Source organism: Pseudoalteromonas sp. Isolate3, assembly GCF_022398505.1.
GTDB classification, from domain to species: Bacteria; Pseudomonadota; Gammaproteobacteria; order Enterobacterales; family Alteromonadaceae; genus Pseudoalteromonas; species Pseudoalteromonas apostichopi.
This window is the reverse complement of the sequence record NZ_JAKEVN010000004.1, coordinates 26,309-44,238: the sequence shown is the minus strand read 5'-3', so window position 1 is coordinate 44,238 and position 17,930 is coordinate 26,309. Positions and strand designations below refer to the sequence as shown.

Sequence of the window (17,930 nt, the reverse complement as noted above, 5' to 3'; positions counted from 1 at the left end):
AAAGGGGTGAGCATGTTTAAAGCCCATGGTGATTGGCGTTATTTTGTTGAGCCGCCGGTGATTTATGTGGAAATTAGTGGCAGCTTTAACAAAGAAGCTGTTGCTTCATTTAGTATCGAAGTTGGTCAAGAAATCATGAAATACCCTGAACATTCAATTCAGTATGCCGTGGTTAATTTGGAGCAATTTGAATTAGCGACTGCTGATAGTATTGAGATTGCAAGGGCTTACTTTCAGGCCGTAAAAGCGCGGGGTTACAAACGTGTTGACTATATTAAAGCAAATATTATTGCTCGCAATTTGTTAGAAACCGTTTGGTCAGGTGTAGAGATGGATATTAATTTTCACCCAGATGCTGAAAGCTTTTTTCAAGCAAGACCCGAGTACGATAATTTAAGAAAGTGGTTAAAGTAATACCTTCTGAATATAAAAAAGCCCTCATTTGAGGGCTTTTTCGTGTCAATTCTGAATATTAATCAAGGTAAGCTTTTAGCATCCAAACAAGTTTCTCTTGTTCTTTGATGTAATCTCCCATTAATGATGCTGTACCTTCGTCGTCTGCATCACCTGCTTGTGCTAAAATTTCACGCTGCATTTGGATAAGCGTGCTGTAACCTGCTAATAGATTTTCTACTGCAGCAGTGCCTTCAGTGATGTTTTTTGCTTCACTAATCTTGCTATCTTCGATGTACTCAGAGAATGCATGTACAGGTGTACCACCTAAAGTTAAAATACGCTCTGCAATTTCATCTACTTTCTCAAGTAGTAAGTTATAAATTTCTTCAAATTTAAGGTGTAATTCAAAAAAGTTACGACCTTTGATATTCCAATGAAAGCCGCGTGCGTTCATGTATTGAATTTGGTAGCAGCTTAGTAAAGAGTTTAGTGAATTTACGATGTCTTCACTTTTTGCGCTGTTTAAACCAATTGCATTTACCTGTGACATAGATTGCTCCTTAAAAAACCGTTAAGTGTTAACTTGCTAGTGCTTGACGTTAAGTATTAGTCATCTTGATTAATCTGTAAAATGGTTTAATTCGAACACGGTGATAGGTTTTAACTATCAAAGGTTGGTTTTTTCCATTTATGCACTATCAACATAACTTTGAATTACTTTTATATAGACTTGGGGCAACTGAGCAAAAAATCTACCTTATTTAATAAATATCCAAAAATTAGGCAGAAAGTATGATCTAAAACAAAGTTTGCACCTGCTTACAAACACGCTGATTTAGAACTTGATTTAGGTCAAAAAATCAACGAACCAGAAGCGCATAATGACTTTACCGCATTTAACCAGGAGAAGAAAAATGGACGGTAAAACAGTTAAAGAAAGCAAAGCTGAAATAGTTGTTGTAGTGATTGCATTACTTGCATTTGTTATCGGTTTGGTAGGTCATCTAGCTGGGGCTAGCTTCGCAAATTTTGATACCTTTGGCTACATTGCTGCACCTGTGCCACTGATCTTAGGGATCATCGTTTTAATCTCATATAAAGTGGCTGCAAGTGCTGAAGATTAAAGTATCACTCACTTTGATTTATAAGCTTAATAATGTAATCCATCACTTGGCGTGAGTAGATCATACTGGTGTGACTTAAATGAAACACCTTGTGTTCTGCCATGCCATTGAGTTTGGTTTCATCCATCAACACCGTACCATCAGAGATACTACCTTTGGCAATAAGCGGCATTAGACCTATTGGTAAATCGCCTGCAATACTATAAAGCTTGGCATCAAACGGCCAATCCCCATTCTCTGATAATAAAAATTCCACACTGTTTTTTAACAGCATTTCAAAGCCCTTTTGCTGCATTTGCTTAGCAATATGACTGCCTTTATGCGGGGTGCCTAAGGTGATCACCTTTTCGACATGGCGACTTTGAAGAGAATTGGCCTCTAAGTAAGCGCGAGCAACCAAGCCGCCCATAGAATGACAAACTAAGGCGGTCGGCTTACCACCGATAAAGCGATCAATCTTATCGAAAATTGCCGCTCTATCGGGAGAGAGCGTGTTATAGGTCAAATTGAGTATTTTTAAACCTGACTTTTCAAGGCGCGCGCACAGTGGACGCATCACAAAGCCCGACATATAAAGTCCGTGTAATACTACAACCTGCCTAATTGCCATCGCATTCCTTACATTAACTGTTGCGGTTTAATTTCGATATTTGCTGTATCTGAGCTAACCCATACTTCGCCATCTTGAACTGTGATGGTGAGCTTAATATTGCGATCGGCTAACTCTGCTAATGCCTGAGTAGCAGCATAATCGAGACTAAAAATACTCAAGTTTTTAAAATCATACAACTTAGGCTGATGTTTTTGCCACCAAATTGCTTGGTTATTTTCACCGTAAGTATACAAAACAACTTGCTTGGCTTTATTGCAGGCTTTTTTCAAGCGCTTTTCGTCAGGTAGTCCAAGCTCAATCCATAATTCAATTTCTTCGCTGTAGTTAATGTGCCAAAGCTCAGGCTCGTCATCTGCGCATAAGCCTTTCGTAAACTCTAAGCCTTCACGAGCATTAAGTGCAAAAGCTAACAAGCGGATCATCAAGCGTTGTTCGGTTTCTGATGGGTGTTGTGCCAGTGTTAAATTGAAATCTTGATAAATGTGGCGGTCCATATCGCTTAGCGATAATTGCGCTTTAATAATGGTTGATTTAAGAGCCATAATTGCTTACTTGAAAAAATTTGCGTCATTATAGCGCAATTAATCTTACCGACACTTAAATATCTCCAGCGAAACTCTAGGTTAATCCTTATTTATTATCACAAGCGGTATTCGTAAACCTAAATTACTTCGGTGACATTTTAGTCACATTTACTTTGCTAACGTCTAAAGTTGATTAACTCGAATTCAATAATTAGGGCTATTTGGGAGGATGAAAGTATGTGCAAGTTATTGAAATCAAGATCATGGTTGATGCCAAGAGGGACGCAATTATGAGAGAACAATTTAGACAGATACTCTGGTCACTTGCATGGCTATTGTTGAGTAGTTTGGCATTTTACTCCTACGCAGTAGAAGAGCCGGGGGCAATAACGGTTATTGTCAAAAATCAGACTACAGATCGACCACTTCCAAACGCACAAGTCATACTTAAGAAACGAGAAACCTCTGCAATACAAACCTTACAAACTGATCTACAAGGGCGTATTGTTGTTGAACAACTCGATCCGGGCCTTTACTCAATAAAGATTACAAAAAGTGGTTTTGCGGCTTTATACGAACCAAGTATTCGCGTTGTAACACGAAAAAATACGAAGGTTGAATTTGACCTTAGAGAACAAGCCATAGAGGTAGTTGAAGTAAGAGCCCAACAAGCTGATACATTTACTTCAGGTTCTAGCACCTATCTCGACAGAGAATCTCTGCGAAGTGCCGTGGGAGGAGGTGCAGATCCACTACTTTCTCTAGATGGATTGCCAGGTGTCGCATCTGACAGTGAATTTGCAAGTTTTAGTGTGCGTGGTCGAGGCCCAAGAGATAATTTACTCTTTGTTGATGATTTTCCTTTTGATAAAGCTATTCACTTTGATGCGACGTTAGGTGAAGAGGAAGATGTAGGAGGCGGTGGTCGCTTTTCTATATTTGCCCCAAATGTAATAAATGGAGCAGAATTTTCCCCCGGCGGGTGGCAAGCAGCTTATGGTGGTCGTGCAGGATCTTTGCTGAAGCTAGAAGTGGCCGATGGTAACCCTAGCCCATCTGCAAGTTTTCGCTACGACCTTGCTGGTTATGAAGTTGGTTATGACGGCCCTATAAATATCACTGATGAAGCAACTATGCTTTTTTCTGCAAGGCGGCTAGATTTTGGTGCCTTGTTTGAAACTATCGAAGAGCTAGATATTGGTGAACCTGTTTTAAGGGATATTATTTTTAAATCAGTGATACCCATTAATCAAAATAACACTTTTGAAGTGTTACTCATGGATACGCATGAGAAATATACTCGTGGCGTTGAGCATGTTTCTGAATCACCTAATTTTGAAGATACTGCATTGCAAAATGCCGAGCAAGATAGTGACCTGTATGGTTTAACATTGACCACGTTGCTTGGTGAAACCGCTGTTTTGACTAATAAAGTTTACTACCGAAAAAGTGATAAATTGAGCTCTGAAGGTGAGGCTTATCCAGATCTTGTGCCCGAGGGAACGCCAGCTTCTGAATACCCTAGTCGAGAAGACATTATTACTATATCTGAAGGTGAAACAGAAATTGGTTGGAGAAGTGATTTTGAGGTAGAAAATCAATTAGGGATGTTGCGCGTCGGTGCCCGAATTACGCAAATTGAACTAGATTACAGCACATTTTTAGATGGTGAATGGAATCGGTTTGTTTATGATAGTGACGATTATAGACCTGACTCACAGCAAAAGTTTATTGTACTAACACCTGAAAGCCTTAATTCAGTCACGTCTTTGAAAGAAGTAAACTATGCAGGCTATATAGAACAAATTTTTGAAATGGGTGATTGGGATTTTGGTACAGGTTTACGATTTGAACGAGATGGGTTTGCTGATGAAAGTTTTATATCACCTCGATTCAGCATTAACTGGATGCCAAGTCAAAAGGTAAGGTATTTTGCAACGGCGGGGTTATTTCATCAGTCACCGCGATATTTAGAACTCGCGGCTAACGAGACTAATAATCTTAAAACTGAAAAAATAACCCATACGAGTTTTGGCTTTAAATATTTCCCTAATGCCAACTGGTCATTACTAACGGAAGTTTATTATCAGCAGCTTAGCAACTTAGTGGTTGACCTAGACCGTACCAGTGGAACTTATGCAAATGATGGTGATGGTACTTCATATGGTGCTGATTTTGTGCTTAATGCTACTATTTTCGAAGGTCTTTACGCCAGTGCAACCTATTCTTACAATGATGCGGTCGTAGACCGAAAGGATGGTTTTGGTGACGTAGCTGCTGAATTTAGCCGTGAACATGTTGCCACGTTAGGGCTGACATGGGAGATAAGTGACCGTTGGAAGCTTGCTGGACGATATAAATACCTTTCTGGCAGACCAGATGACATATTTATTGTACATGAAGATGTTTTGGGGCCAGGACAGCCTTTACGTTACTCTAAGGAAATTATAGAGCGTAATGTTGGCCGCAAAGAAGGATCAGGCTCATTGAATGTTCGTGTAGATTACCGACGTGCCTTTGGTCCTATTGATGTTACCGCCTTTCTTGATGTTATAAATGTCACGGCAGCTTCATCAGCTGATGACACTGATTTTGATTACCGCCGAGGAATTGAAGTCGTTGACGATAGCGAAGCTGAACCGCTGATCGGGTTGCGATTTGATTACGCTTGGTAAGGAATAAAAATGCTAGATGCTTTGAATACTGAGCCGATCAGAGCTTTGATTGTTGAAGATAACCGTGACATTAGTGCGAATATTGCTGCGTATCTAGAAAGGCACAGTTATCTCTTGGACTTTGCTTATGACGGTATAAGTGCAATGCAACTAGCGATGAACAACAAGTTTGATGTCATTGTTTTAGACCTAATGCTTCCAGGGATGGATGGCTTACACTTTTGTCAAAAGTTGCGAGCTGAAGCTGACGTTGAAACACCTGTACTTATGCTCACTGCGAGAGACACGCTTGATGATAAACTGAGAGGATTTGCAGTAGGAGCCGACGATTATTTGGTAAAGCCATTCGCATTGCAAGAATTACATGTGCGCCTGCAAGCTCTTTATAAGCGGAGTCACGGCAATACCAACAAAGTATTGACTGTGTCTGATCTAACGATGAATAAGTCCACCTTGCAAGTATATCGTGCTGGCCAGCTTATTGAGCTTAATCCTGCAAGTATGAAGTTATTGCAGCGGTTAATGGAGGTATCTCCTTCTGTTGTTACACGCGATAGTCTCGAAACTTTATTATGGGCAGATGAGCCTCCTGATGGTGATGCGCTTCGTTCGCACATGTACAAGTTAAGACAGGCAATTGATAAACCATTTGATACGCCATTGATTCATACTGTGCACCGTATCGGCTATCGAATTGCAAAGGACTTCCAATAATGTATCGGCATAGTTTGCACAAACGTGTCGCTATCGCATTTGCAATGTGTGTGGCTGTGCTGAGTATTGCATGGGGTTTTGCTTTCTTTGCTGCAATAAGATTGAGTGAAGATCGAGTGCTAACCCAGCAATTGCAAGTTGCATCAGATAACTACCCTGCCATTACTACAAATCTTAAGGCGTACGATAAAGTAGATAACTTACCTCAATCACTTCAAACGTGGGCGCAAACAAATCCAGCAGTTGGGTTGTATGAATTTGATAGCGAAGAATTACATGTTGCCGTTATTGATACAGGTAATGAGCAGTCACATGGGTTTGTAGTGTTTGATGTCGCGCAGATTGAGGCTTCTTCGTCAGAGGATTGGTGGTTATTATTCATTATTAGCAGCCTTGTAGGAACATTGGGGTTACTAGGCTTTGGGCTTGGAATTGTTGTGATGCGTCGAGCTTTGGCTCCCGTAACTCAACTTGCTAAAGCTGTGGCCGACATTGATCCTGAGCAATTATCAAACGAAGATTACAAGCGTATAGATGCTAACCGATATACAAATGATGAAGTTGGCATGCTCGCAATTACAATAGAGCAGGCTTTTGAGCGAGTTAGTGCATTCATAGCAAGAGAACGCTATTTTACAGACTCAGCAAGCCATGAATTGCGCACGCCAGTGACAGTCATTACCGGCGCCCTAGAGCTTTTAGAGCAAAGCCAATTGACTCCTGCCGATATGAAGGTGATAGATCGTGTAAGGCGGGCAACATACGACATAAATAAAATGATCGAAATGTTTTTGTGTCTTGCTCGTGAAACTGATGATGGCTTGTATGATGAGCAGTTTTTAGTAATGCCACTGGTAAGAAAAGCAGTAGAGCAGCAACGCTATTTGTTAAACGGTAAACTCGTTGGTGTTGAACTTGATGAGCTTGCCAACCCCATAATTTATGGGCATGCACAGGCATTTTCTATTGCGGTTAATAACCTGGTGCGAAATGCGTTTGAGCATACCCTTGCAGGACAGGTACCGATTGCAATTTTGATTAAAGAGCATGAATTATTAATCACCAATCAGTTCAGTGGCGGTGATGCCCAGCATACGGCGACTGAAACAGCTTCTCACGGCTATGGCTTAGGTTTAGGTATTGTGCAACGCTTATGTGAGCGCAATGGTTGGTCATTCTCACTGCATGCAGATACAGCGCATGTAGTCGCTCGTCTTTCGTGGTGATGGAAGGCGTGATTTTATTTTTAAACAATCCTGCTTGATGTAGTAAACTATACCTATCAGCAAAATCCCCATGGCGTTAGCCTTTAAAATAAAGAGCTTAATAATCTAATGAGTAGAGCAGGAATACAGTGGTTCCCGGGTCACATGAACAAAGCCCGCAACGAAATTAAAGAAATCATGCCACAGATGGATGTGATCATTGAGGTACTTGATGCCCGTATTCCTTATAGTAGTGAAAACCCAATGGTTACTGCGCTGCGTGGCGATAAGCCGGTGATCAAAATCATGAATAAGGCGGACTTGGCTGATCCTAAGTTAACGCAAGCTTGGAAAGACTACTTTGAGCAGCAAAGTGGTGTGAAAGCGATTGATTTTGGTAATGATAAAGCAGGTGAAGTGCACCGTATTAATGAGCTTTGTAAAAAATTAGTGCCTCATAAAGTGGGTGCCGATAAACAAATTAAAGCCATGATCATGGGTATTCCAAATGTTGGTAAATCAACACTTATTAATACTTTAGCTGGCCGTATTGTGGCAAAAACAGGCAATGAGCCTGCGGTAACAAAAGCGCAGCAACGTATTAAGCTTGACGATGGTATTATGCTTTACGACACGCCGGGTATGTTATGGCCGAAAGTAGAGAACGAAAACTCAGGTTATCGTTTAGGTGCAACCGGTGCAATTCGTGATACCGCTATCGATTATGAAGAAGTGGCAAGTTACACCGCTGAATATTTATTGCATGCATACCCAGAGCTTTTAAAAAGCCGTTATAAAATTGATGAGCTACCAGAGTCTGACTGGGAGTTTGTTGAAATGGCAGGTAAAAAGCGTGGCTGTATCCGCGGTGGTAATCAAATCGATACTTACAAAATGTCTGAAATTCTTATTAATGAATTACGCGATGGCATTATTGGCCGTATTACCATGGAAACCCCGGCTATGCGAGAAGAAGAAGAGCAAATGGTTGCTCAGCTTCGCGCTGCTGCTGAGGCTAAAAAAGCAGCTAAAGAAGAAGAAAAAAAGCAACGCCGAGCGCGTGCGCGTAAAAACCGCCGTTAATAACTCGTCGTTTTGTTTTAGACATAAAAAAAGCCCTATAAGGGCTTTTTTAGTTTCATATCTACCGTCACCGATATGAGCAATGTAGCAAGTAAAATAGTAGGGCGACCACCTGTTGCCAACATCAAGGGGCGTTGCGATTAGCAACAGGCGATCTTAGCTTTATCGTGGGCCACACGTGTTTCAGGGTCGAGAAACAAATCAGTTTATTCCGAACAAGTACTTCGTTGTCTTGTTGATATTGATTATCAATTAGATTTGAATATCTGTCAATACTCAATTAAAAATAATTCTCATTTCTTTGTATCTGTTTTTTAACCTTCTGTAATACAGTGCATTAGCACTAAAGTTAGGCTGTAAATTACTAGCAATAAAAACTATGCTGGGGGCTATAACAATTAAAATAATCACATACGATGTTCTCAATTTGGTCAATAAGCCTTCTTGCAATTGTGTATCTGGCAATTTTATTTGCGGTTGCTGGGTGGGCTGATAAAAGAAAAGTATTACCCTTCAAAGGGTTAACCTATGGTTTGTCTCTTGGGGTGTATTGCACTTCATGGGCGTTTTTTGGTACTACCGCACAAGCTGCGTATAACGGCTGGTGGTTGGCACCGACCTATGCCGGCACCATTTTGCTATTTATTTTTGGTTGGCAAGTGTATTGCCGTATAGCGCATATTTGTAGGCAACAAAAAATAACCTCGATGGCTGATTTTATCGCTACGCGATATGGTCAGTCGTCTAGCTTATCTGGGCTAATTTCACTTATTTCAGTGATTGCGATTGTGCCCTATATCTCTTTACAGCTAAGTGCAACTGCACAAAGTATTAATTTACTAACTAACCGCTCAATGATGCAAAGCCACGAAGTGTGGGCCGATAGTACTTTTTATATCACCATCGTGTTGGCACTTTTTGCTATTTTGTTCGGTGCTCGGCGCTTAAAACCCAGTGAGCATAACCCAGGCCTGATAGCCAGTATTGCTTTTGAGTCAGTGGTTAAGTTATTGGCGTTTTTAGCGGTGGGTTTGTATGTTTGTTTTGCTTTGTTCGACAGTCCTGTAGCACTGTTTGAAAAAGCCCGAGATCTAAATATTGATCAGCAAGTGGCTGCCACGCAAAGTCCAACCTATGTGTATGTTGCCCATACTTTACTCGGTATTTTGGCGACCTTATGTTTGCCAAGACAATTCCACATGAGCTTTATCGAAAAAAATAACGATAAAGAACTGGCCTCGGCACGTTGGCTATTTCCGATTTATCTATTACTCATTAATCTGTTTATTCTACCGATTGCATACGCCGGATTAATTTACTTTCAAGGCCAAGAAGTCGGTTACGACACCTTTGTATTAGCTTTACCTATGGCAGCTGATGATGCCTTTGTGGCGTTATTAGCCTTTTTAGGTGGCTTTTCAGCGGCAACCAGTATGGTGATAGTGTCATCAATTGTGCTTTCAGTGATGATCACCAATGACTTTATTAACCAGTTTATTTTACGCCGCTCTCAACTTACATCGAGTAGCCGCGGGCTTGATAAAAACAACCTATTACATGCGCGTAAAATCGTTATCGTATTGATTTTATTGCTTAGTTATTTTACTCACCGAGTGCTGGGTGAAAGCACAACCCTTGCAAATGTGGGTTTGATGTCGTTTACCTTAGTCGCGCAATTTTCACCGGCCATGATCATTGGCTTATGGTGGCGACAAGCATCGTGTCGTGGTGCGCAACTGGGGATTTTGAGCGGCTTTATTATTTGGGGTTACACACTTTTACTGCCGAATATCGCTGGAGGTTTAGGTAGCGATAGCTTATGGCTTGAGAATGGACCTTGGGGAATAAGCTGGTTAGCACCTATTGATTTATTCTCTTTAGGTATGGAAAGCATCAGCCAGGCGCTACTGTTATCGTTAGGTGCGAACTGTTTAGTGTATTTCCTAGTGCCGTTATTTAGTCGTGCAACTTTGGCTGAGCGTTTGCAGAGCAATAAGTTTGTTTCTCAGCTTAGTGATTCTCGAGTGAGTAATCATCTACAGCCTTTGAGTTACCATGACTTAGGCGCGCTAATGCAGCGATTTGCCGAAAAAGAAGCTGCACAGTCTTTGGTAAATCATTACTTTCCGGATGATAAAAGTAAGTGGAAGCGTCCTGCCAATGTTGAGTTAGAGCTATTAGTTGAGCGCGAGATGTCAGCGGTGATTGGGGGAGCATCAGCACGGCTTATTTTAGATGTGGCTAAAAATGAGCAGCGTCAGCCTTTAGAGCAGGTTGCTGAATTTGTTGATGAAGCGAGCCAAGTACTTAAGTTTAATCGTGATTTATTGCAGTCAACAATCGAAAATATTCAACAAGGGATTAGTGTGGTTGATAGTGAGCTGCGTCTTGTTGCTTGGAACCAGGGTTATAAAAGCATGTTCGCTTATCCTGACGATGCTTTATACATTGGCCGCCCAGTAGCTGATATTATTCGATTTAATGCCGAGCGCGGCTTATTTAGCGGTGAGAGCATGACCAGCGAAGTCGAAAAACGCTTAGCTTATTTACGCCAAGGTAGTGCTTATAAATATCAGCGCTCGCACAATGATGGGCGTGTGTTTGAAATGCAAGGTAACCCACTGCCTGGTGGCGGCTTTGTAACAACCTATACCGACATCACCGAGTTCGTAAAACAACAAAAAGCGTTAACCGAAGCAAATGTTAGCCTTGAAGAAAAAGTAGCGGCACGCACCTTAGCTCTGACCCAAGCAAACCAAGAGTTGTCGATGGCAAAGCAAGTGGCGGAGCAAGCAACGGTCAGTAAAACGCGCTTTTTTGCCGCTGCCAGCCATGATTTACTGCAACCTTTCAATGCTGCGAGCTTGTTTTGTTCTTTAATGAATGAAAAAGCCCAAGATACTGAACTTAAAGAGCTGGCGATGAATATTAAGAATTCACTGGGCAGTGCCGAAGAGTTGTTATCGAGTATTTTAGAGTTAACTAAGCTCGATTCCGGCTCGTTTAAAGTACAAATGAGTGAGTTTGCTGCCAGCTCGTTGGTTGAGCCGCTGCGTAATGACTACGAAGCCCTTGCCCGCGAAAAAGGCTTAAAGTTTATTATTGAAACCTGCGATGTGCGCTTGCATACCGACAAAGCGCTGCTGCGACGAGTGCTGCGTAACCTTTTGAGTAATGCGATTCGTTATACCGAGCAAGGTGAAGTGCGCTTAAAAATGCAGTACGACGACGACCATGTATCCTTTATTGTTGAAGACACAGGGATCGGTATTGCATCGAGCGATCAACAAACTATTTTCCAAGAGTTTAAACAGCTTGGCGCAAAACCAAGCGCCGAGGGTTTAGGCTTAGGGCTGGCAATCACTAAACGTATATGTGACTTACTTAAAATCCCCTTAGTGATGGGATCTGAGCTTGGTAAAGGCACGCAATTTACCCTCACTCTGCCTTGTAGAGTGAGCGCTGCGCCAGCGCAAGCGAAAGGGGCAGAGGCATCACAAGAAACAGAGCTGGGGCAATTGCGCATTTGGCTGCTTGATAACGACCGAAACGTATTAGAGGCATTAAAGCAGTTACTCGAAAATTGGGGCTGCGAAATATCAACGGCCACTAACTTAGCGGAGCTTGAGCAGTTAAAGGCAAGCCAAGCCCTGCCGCAATTGTTGATTATTGATTATCAGCTTGATGATGGGGTAACGGGCCTTGAAGTGATTGAGCAAGCTGCACTAACACGCTTACCTGCCATAGTGAATACCGCGAATCATGACGAAGGAATACGCGAGTTAGTGCTAGATGCGGGCTATCCATTGCTTTATAAGCCTCTGAAAGCGCCCGCTTTAAAACGCATGATTAAGCGACTGACTTAATCTGCGTTTTGCTCAGTTGCTGGGGTATTAGCTTTAATTAAGCGCTCTACCTCAGCGACAAACTTCTTATCTAAGTCATCTTCATGGCTCAAAAATAACAGCATTTCATCGCCATTGTGGTCAATGACCGTTAGCGTAGAGGTTAGTAGGGCGCTTTTAGCATAATCAACGTTGATCTCTTTAATGTCACTAAAGCGGCGTTGATCTTTTTCGAGCACACCTTGCTCATTTTCCCAGTAACTAAAAATGGTGTTTTCTGTGATGCCGTTTCCATCAGTTTTAAAATCGAAAAATGCGTCACTATAAAAATAATGTACATTCTCGTTAGCAGGAATAATTTCTTTTCTTTTTAAAAAGTTAACTTGATAAGACCAAAGCTTGTCACCGGTTACTATGGTTGAGCTTGGCAACAAATATAGCTCATAAATTAAGCCATAAAATAACCAAGGCAACATGAATATCGAAATGATAACCTGCCTCGCTCGCCACTGAGAGTGGTACTCAAGAGCCTGCTGTGGTTGCTTGAGGTTTTGAATGTAATTAACCAGTGGCAACCATAGAATAGGTATAACTAAAAACAGCCAACTACCATATTCCCAGTTATAGCTTACGATTTCAGAAATGATAATCGCCAGCCATAACACGAACCCAACCGCGACGGGCATGATCTTATTTTTGCCAAAGGTTTGTTCGCTGTGCTTGCAAAGTTCAAGTAACAACGGAATAAAAAACAGTGGTGCAAATATCCCTCGGGCAATCGGCATAATATGGCTTTGTTGTTGCTCTTTTATTGCTTTCCAGTTGCGATAGCTCCAGTAGTGAATGAATATTCCTAAGCTCAATAAGCTGTAAATAACAAACTTACTGTTACTGACAGGGTAGAACTGTTGCTCAGCAAAAACTGGGCGGTTACTTGCTTCTATACGCCAAGCCGCGATGAAAAAGATGATTGCCGCCAAGTAACTTAAAATAAAAACGCTATACCAGTTGGTTTCGTCATCCGCTGGTGTGGTTGTGGCGCTATTTGTGCCGTATTTAATGATGCCGTAATGGGTCGCGTTATTGAGTTTTTTACGCTCGCTTAGGTAAAGGTCTATTTGATCGGCTGGAATATGATCTTGTTTCGCACTGTAATCAAAGTATAAGGTCAACACCGAGTCTTTAAATGTCACGCGTTTTTCGAGATGAAAAAATGGGTTGTCGACTGTGACCTGCTCATCATTAAACTGCCAATTAGTATCCGTAAACGTAACCTTTATGGTTGTTTCGATATTATTTGGGTAACGAAACCATATTGGTGCATTGTTACGTTCTCGCTGTTCCGGCTTATAAACTGAGTTTTGAATTTCACTGGCGTAAAAGTCGTTTTGAAAATCATTACCCTTAGGTCGCCAAAAGTTATCAATAGTATAGTACTCATTGGTAATTAGCTGACCGGTGTCTTCTGGAGATTCAACCAGCATAGGTTTGGCTGTTTTTAAGCCTTTGTAGGTATCTTGATAATATTCGCGGTAATCATCTTCTATGCTTTTTAAGCTGTTTTCAGCGATTGAGCTGCGGCGGTTAATTGCTTCAAAGTCGCCGTATTTATATTGAGTTGAGAAACTAACTGGCTCATCAATACCTTCTGGGATCTGATAACTATCAAAAACCTGTATGCGTTTTAGGGCAGGCTCTGTGAACATATCTGTAAAGCCTGTCTCACCTTGCTTTATGATTAACGCGACATCGTAGTTCGGTTGAGCTAAATGTGCTAAATCGCCGCGCTGGTACGAAATGGTCGGATCAAGCCAATAGCGCTTGCTTTGGTGCTCTAAGGTGACAATGACATGGTCAAACAAGCTAGGAGAGACCGGTAAGCTGGCAGTACGTTTTCTGTCTTCGGTGTTAACTAAAGCTGGATGAGCCTCTACGCCGAGCGCTTTAAGTAAAGAAATGAGCAAGACGGTTTTGTCTTTACAGTCGCCATAGCGCAGTGCCAAGGTTTCTGATGCAGGAGTAGGCTGATGCGAGTTGGTGCCCATTTCTAGGCCCAAATAACGTACTTCGTCTTGGCTAAAGCGCAGGGCAGCCACAATTTGAGACTCTAAATCGGCATGTTGAAACTTAATTTGACGGGCAATTGTTTCAATAGTAGGGCTTACTTCGATGGCTGATTGGTACAAAGGTAACGACCAATTGACTACCTCTTGCCAATTATTTACTTCAGAAAAATACACTTCCTTGTAAGGCGAATACCAATGCGGTACTTCGCTTGCAGAGCTAAGGGTCGGCTCATTGTGTTGGCTAATTTGGTAGTCAAAACCCGTATCTAGCTTGGTTTTAGCAACTGGCGACTCGCCATTCATAAAGTTGATATATAAGGGCGTAGGCTTTTGCCACTTTACCCGCATAAATTGCTGCACTATCGGCACAGACCAATTAAGTGTACGCATGGTGCTGAAGTGCTGATAAACCGGGTTACTGCCCGAAACCGTATAGCTGTAATCTAAAATATCCATGACCCGCATATCATCAATAATGACATTTAGGCTTAAGGTGCCATTGTATATACGACTTGCTAAGTCGGTCTCGCGCTGTAACACCTGAAGCTCGGCACTATTTAGTTTATCTATATATTGGCCGTCACGAATAATGCCTAAACTATTGAGCGTAAGAGATTGATAGTTTGGGTCAAAATCAATATTTAGCTGGCTAATATAATCAACCCCCGACTGATTGACTGCCTGCATTACAGTGCGATTAAAGCGTTGCTGTGGGGCTTGTTCAGATACCTGAAGCTGAGTGTCGAGCATCAGGTAGAAAGTCCCGTCTTTTATTTGGTCTCGAGGAATCTCAGGGGTTAGTAACTTATGTTGTTTTACCCAGTTAGCTGCAGGTGCAACCTGATAATCTTCAGCGGCTGCAAAGCAGCTCACAAAGAATAAAAAAACAGCCAGTACCTTAAGTTGTAAGTGCATCCATTTCATTGTTGTTTTCTAATTACGTTTAGTTTTATATGACAAATTACTGAATTTCACGGCATGAGCCAAATAAAAATTAAATATTTATAGGTAGGTCTCGTAGGAAGAGGTGAGTCTAAGCGGCCCATGGCGAGCCGCTTTAGGGTTATATTATTTATCTTCAGACTCTTTAGCTGGTAAGTCTTTTATTTCAACGCGACTATTTACTTCATAGTATTTTTGCGTGATTTTTTTCAAAATCTCGCGGCGTAATGTGCTTACGGTGCCAGCTTTAGTTAAGTGGTTACCATAGGTCGTAAATGTTTTATCCCAGCCCAGTGCCACAATACTAGGATCGACAACAACTGCATTACCTCCACCATAAGCAACATCGGTACCTAAAATATCGGTAATATCGTAATTATCGATACTAAAAGAGAGGTTTTGCACAACTTGGTCTTTATCTGGTTCTTGAATAACTAATGATTGAAGATGGTCAGCTAAGTCTTCTTCAAAGTTAGGGAAATAGTTTTTCTTTTCAAGGTATAACGAAGAAACACGTGTGCTATGAGTATCAATAACACTGCCTCGATTTGAATTTACAAATTGCACTGCATTGTTAGTCAGGGCGGTAAATACATTTTTCGCTGTATATGGGTAGTTAAGTAAATTTGGGCTACCAATATAACCACGGTAATAGCCATATATTAATAGCGGGTCATTGTTAAATAGCGGTGCAACAATGTTGTACTCTATATCGTTTAATGAATACTGGTTACCGTTAAAGTTAAAGCGTGGCTTATCAAAAAAACTTGGCTCTTCGTTTATTAGCTTAGATAAGTTTTTTACTGGGTACTGCTGGACTAACTCATTGAGTACCGTCACGTTATAAAGATTGAACCAGTAAGCTAGCAGTTCAGACTTTGGCAAGTTACTCAAGTTAATCTTATTTGGCAGGTCGGCCATATTTTTTTGTATGACCTGCAAGGCTTGCCTCATTTTAGGATTGTCTTTATATGAATCATAATAAAAGCGGTTTGCTTCTGTTGCTGTTGAAGGTTTAGGGTTGGATGATAAATGTGTACCAATCGTCGTGGTGTGTGAGGTGATGCGGTAGCGGTCAGACATGCCTAAATCAATGACCGAAGCACTTAATATTTGCCCATAGCCAGCGTAATCAAGAGTAATGTTTGAGTTTGCATCATACTGATGAAATTGGCTAAATTTTTCTTGGTTAATTGCTGTGATGGCTGTTTTATTAATAGGAGCCGTTGAATTACAGGCCGTAACTAAAATTAGTGATGTTGTTAATGCGATGGTCTTTATAGCGCTTTTCATTTTTACCACCTTCCTTAGTACAGAAAATAAACATATTACTTTTACTTTAAATTGGCAATATCCAGGTAATTAACACAGAAAAAACAAGACTTAAAGTTGGCTATTGCGGTTTTGCTAAGTGTTTTAGTTGGGTATTTCAGGGGGATTAAAGCGGCTCATAGCGAGCCGCTTTAGCTTTATATTATTTATCTTCAGACTCTTTAGTTGGTAAGTCTTTTATTTCAACGCGAGTATTTGCTTCATAGTATTTTTGCGTGATTTTTTGCAAAATCTCGCGGCGTAACGGGCTTACATGGCCGACTTCTTTGGTTAAGTTTTCACCATAAGTAACAAAATTAGTATCGAAGCCCTCTGCTACTATACTCGGATCGGCGACAGTCGCGTTACCTCCACCATATTCAACATCGCTACCTAGAATGTCGGTAATATCGTAGTTATCGATACTAAAAGAGAGGTTTTGCACAACTTGGTCTTTATCTGGCTCTTGAATTACTAACGATTGAAGGTGGTCAGCTAAATCTTCTTCAAAGTTAGGAAAATAGTTTTTCTTTTCAAGGTATAAAGAAGAAACACGAGTGCTATGGTTACCTATCACACTACCGCGGTTTGAATTTACAAATTGCACTGCATTGGTGGTCAGGGCGGTAAACACATTTTTTGCTGTATATGGGTGGTCAAGCAAGTTTGGGCTGCCAATGTAGCCACGGTAGTAGCCATATATTAATAGCGGGTCATTGTTAAATAGCGGTGCAACAATGTTGTACTCAATATCGTTTAATGAATACTGGTTACCATTAAAGTTAAAGCGTGGCTTATCAAAAAAATTTGGTTCTTCGTTTAATAACTTGGTCAGGTTTTTAACAGGGTACTGCTGCACTAATTCATTGAGTACCGTCACGTTATAGAGGTTGAGCCAGTAAGCGAGTAACTCTGATTTTGGTAAGTTACTTAAATTAATTTTGTTTGGCAGGTCGGCCATATTTTCTTGCACTATTTGCAAGTCTTGCTTCATCTGAGGATTCTTTTTGTACGAATCATAATAAAAGCGGTTTGCTTCTGTTGCAGTCGACGGTTTTGGGTTCGACGACAACCGCGTGCCTATTTTGCTCGTATTATTTGAAATGCGATAGCGGTCTGACATACCTAAATCAATCACTGAGGCATTTAATATTTGTCCGTAGTCAGTGTACTCAAGGGTGATATTAGATTTTTCATCGTACTGATGAAATTGGCTAAATTTTTCTTGGTTAATAGCTGTCGTTGCTGTTTTATTAATAGGGGCCGTTGAATTACAGGCTGTAACTAGAATAAGTGATGTTGCTAATACGATGGGTTTTATGGCGTTTTTCATTTTTATGACCTTCCGTAGTTTAAAAAATAAACATAGCGTGGTTTTTTTATAAGCGCAACAATCTGTTGTTTTTGTTTAAAGTACTAACCTTTTTCGTTG

Annotated in this window: 13 protein-coding genes; 7 read left to right on the top strand and 6 right to left on the bottom strand. The window is 41.0% G+C overall.

Going from position 1 to position 17,930, the window contains the following annotated elements; translation table 11 throughout:
* Positions 1–12 precede the first annotated feature (12 nt).
* A complete protein-coding gene (locus tag L1D46_RS01925) occupies positions 13–414 on the top strand; it encodes a hypothetical protein (protein WP_130050210.1) in 402 nt (133 codons plus the stop codon).
* Positions 415–472: 58 nt separating this feature from the next.
* Here L1D46_RS01925 and L1D46_RS01920 read toward each other — a convergent pair whose 3' ends face one another.
* Positions 473–946, bottom strand: coding sequence for a Dps family protein (locus L1D46_RS01920; protein WP_167658259.1), 474 nt, complete (start codon positions 944–946; stop codon positions 473–475).
* A 364-nt stretch (positions 947–1,310) separates the two neighbouring features.
* Here L1D46_RS01920 and L1D46_RS01915 point away from each other — a divergent pair, with 364 nt between their 5' ends.
* A complete protein-coding gene (locus tag L1D46_RS01915; protein WP_054562952.1) occupies positions 1,311–1,520 on the top strand; it encodes a hypothetical protein in 210 nt (69 codons plus the stop codon).
* 4 nt (positions 1,521–1,524) lie between these two features.
* On the opposite strand, the gene L1D46_RS01910 is transcribed toward L1D46_RS01915, so the two are convergent.
* The gene (locus L1D46_RS01910; RefSeq protein WP_239976665.1) at positions 1,525–2,130 is read right to left on the bottom strand and encodes an alpha/beta hydrolase; all 606 of its coding nucleotides are present in this window, start codon (positions 2,128–2,130) and stop codon (positions 1,525–1,527) included.
* Positions 2,131–2,138: 8 nt separating this feature from the next.
* Positions 2,139–2,675 (bottom strand): YaeQ family protein, encoded by a 537-nt coding sequence (locus tag L1D46_RS01905; RefSeq protein WP_138558096.1) that lies wholly within the window; start codon positions 2,673–2,675, stop codon positions 2,139–2,141.
* A 272-nt stretch (positions 2,676–2,947) separates the two neighbouring features.
* Here L1D46_RS01905 and L1D46_RS01900 point away from each other — a divergent pair, with 272 nt between their 5' ends.
* The 5 genes from L1D46_RS01900 to L1D46_RS01880 all read left to right on the top strand — a co-directional run bounded on the left by L1D46_RS01900 (position 2,948) and on the right by L1D46_RS01880 (position 12,200).
* Positions 2,948–5,332 carry a TonB-dependent receptor gene (locus tag L1D46_RS01900; protein ID WP_239976664.1) on the top strand — a complete coding sequence of 795 codons (2,385 nt, stop codon included), beginning with the start codon at positions 2,948–2,950 and terminating at the stop codon, positions 5,330–5,332.
* A 36-nt stretch (positions 5,333–5,368) separates the two neighbouring features.
* Positions 5,369–6,046, top strand: a complete 678-nt coding sequence (locus L1D46_RS01895; protein ID WP_205987940.1) for a response regulator transcription factor — start codon at positions 5,369–5,371, stop codon at positions 6,044–6,046.
* Entirely contained in the window at positions 6,046–7,272 is a 1,227-nt protein-coding gene (locus tag L1D46_RS01890; protein WP_239976663.1) for a HAMP domain-containing sensor histidine kinase, read from the top strand. Before L1D46_RS01895 ends, L1D46_RS01890 begins: the two co-directional genes overlap by 1 nt.
* A gap of 108 nt (positions 7,273–7,380) precedes the next feature.
* Positions 7,381–8,334 (top strand): ribosome biogenesis GTPase YlqF, encoded by a 954-nt coding sequence (gene ylqF / locus L1D46_RS01885; protein WP_138558098.1) that lies wholly within the window; start codon positions 7,381–7,383, stop codon positions 8,332–8,334.
* Between the two features lie 416 nt (positions 8,335–8,750).
* Positions 8,751–12,200: a PAS-domain containing protein gene (locus L1D46_RS01880; RefSeq protein ID WP_239976661.1), complete on the top strand. Its 3,450-nt coding sequence runs from the start codon at positions 8,751–8,753 to the stop codon at positions 12,198–12,200.
* Here the strand turns inward: L1D46_RS01880 and L1D46_RS01875 are convergent.
* From L1D46_RS01875 to L1D46_RS01865, 3 genes are all read right to left on the bottom strand, one after another.
* Positions 12,197–15,169, bottom strand: coding sequence for a DUF3857 domain-containing transglutaminase family protein (locus tag L1D46_RS01875; protein ID WP_239976659.1), 2,973 nt, complete (start codon positions 15,167–15,169; stop codon positions 12,197–12,199). The genes L1D46_RS01880 and L1D46_RS01875 overlap by 4 nt on opposite strands.
* Before the next feature lie 144 nt (positions 15,170–15,313).
* Positions 15,314–16,480, bottom strand: a complete 1,167-nt coding sequence (locus tag L1D46_RS01870; RefSeq protein WP_239976657.1) for a DUF547 domain-containing protein — start codon at positions 16,478–16,480, stop codon at positions 15,314–15,316.
* Between the two features lie 181 nt (positions 16,481–16,661).
* Complete coding sequence (locus L1D46_RS01865) at positions 16,662–17,831, bottom strand: DUF547 domain-containing protein (RefSeq protein WP_130050220.1); 1,170 nt, start codon at positions 17,829–17,831, stop codon at positions 16,662–16,664.
* Positions 17,832–17,930 lie beyond the last annotated feature (99 nt).